Below are 1,226 nucleotides of genomic sequence, written 5' to 3'. Positions count from 1 at the left end.
GCCAAGAAAGTCGTGAACGTAGTGATCCGCTAAATAGTTATCTCCTTTTGTCAGGCTCCTTGACGAAAGAAAAGCTTGCCGATAAATTAGGAGATTTGGGTTATAAAGCAATTCCTGACCGAAAGACACCGCCCTATTCTCTTGCTTTTAGAATGTTACTAATTCCCCTTATTTTAATTAGTTTAGCAATATTTGGCTTATCTTTCTTTGCTCTAGTGATTATCACTCGGATTAAGGAAATGAGAGCTGCAGGTATAAAACTCTTTTCTGGTCAGACTCTCTTATCCATCATGGGGCATTCTTTATCTACTGATATCAAATGGCTCCTTCTATCAGCCCTCCTTTCCTTCCTAGGTGGGGGAGTCGTTCTTTTTAGTCAAGGTTTGTTTTATCCTATCTTGTTAGCCACCTATGGTTTTGGGATTAGTTTCTATCTTTTGTTTTTATTGGGGATTTCAATTTTACTAATGCTCCTTTATCTAATGAGTTTGAGTTATAAAGCATTAGTTCCCGTTATTAAGGGAAGATTACCCCTTAAACGCCTGATGGCTTTAACCCTATTGTGTCAGTTAGTAGCTGTTTTTACAGTAGGCTACGCTGTTAAGACAGGTTTGACGTCTTACCAACGATTGAAAGAACTTGAAATTTCAAAACAAGCATGGCAGGACAGAGCAGACTATTACCAGATTTTCTTTGGCTTAGGTGATAGAGTAAAAGATACAGAAAATCAGAATAAGTGGTATGCCTTTGCCAAGGAAGCAATAGAAGAAGAACAGGCTCTATTTGTAAAAGATAATCTCATTCATTTTGCAAATCCTCAAGGAAAAAATGAACAGGGAGAGACACTGGATACCTATAGTCCAGATGCTAATGTTCTCTATGTCAGTCCAAGTTATTTGGACAAGGAAAATGTATCTGTAAATGGTGAGACTAGACAGAAACTAGCCCATCTCCAAAAAGGGGAATTTGGACTCTTATTACCAGAATCTCTTCGTTCACAGGAAGCAGAACTTAAGAAAGCTTTTGAAGAAAGATTGAGTGATTATGGAAAATCTGGTGAGGAGGCAAGTGCTCCTTTAGAGTATGAAATGAGAGCGATTGTTAGTTATCTTCCAACTGGAGAAAAGCGGTTTGTTTATAATAACGGTGAGAATCCCGTATCCACTCAGTATTTGACGGATCCGATTTTAGTTGTATTTACTCCAACATCTATAGGTGATAGTATC

General features: G+C 38.0%; 1 protein-coding gene. It reads left to right on the top strand.

The genetic code is table 11. From position 1 onward, the window contains the following. Positions 1–1,226: bacteriocin-associated integral membrane family protein (locus D8863_RS10350; protein WP_260469793.1), on the top strand; the 1,226-nt coding region annotated here is incomplete at both ends.

Source organism: Streptococcus oralis (genome assembly GCF_003943825.1).
In the GTDB taxonomy this organism is placed as follows: domain Bacteria; phylum Bacillota; class Bacilli; order Lactobacillales; family Streptococcaceae; genus Streptococcus; species Streptococcus oralis_CD.
The sequence above is the reverse complement of the archived record's forward strand: the minus strand, read 5'-3'. Positions and strand labels throughout refer to the sequence as shown.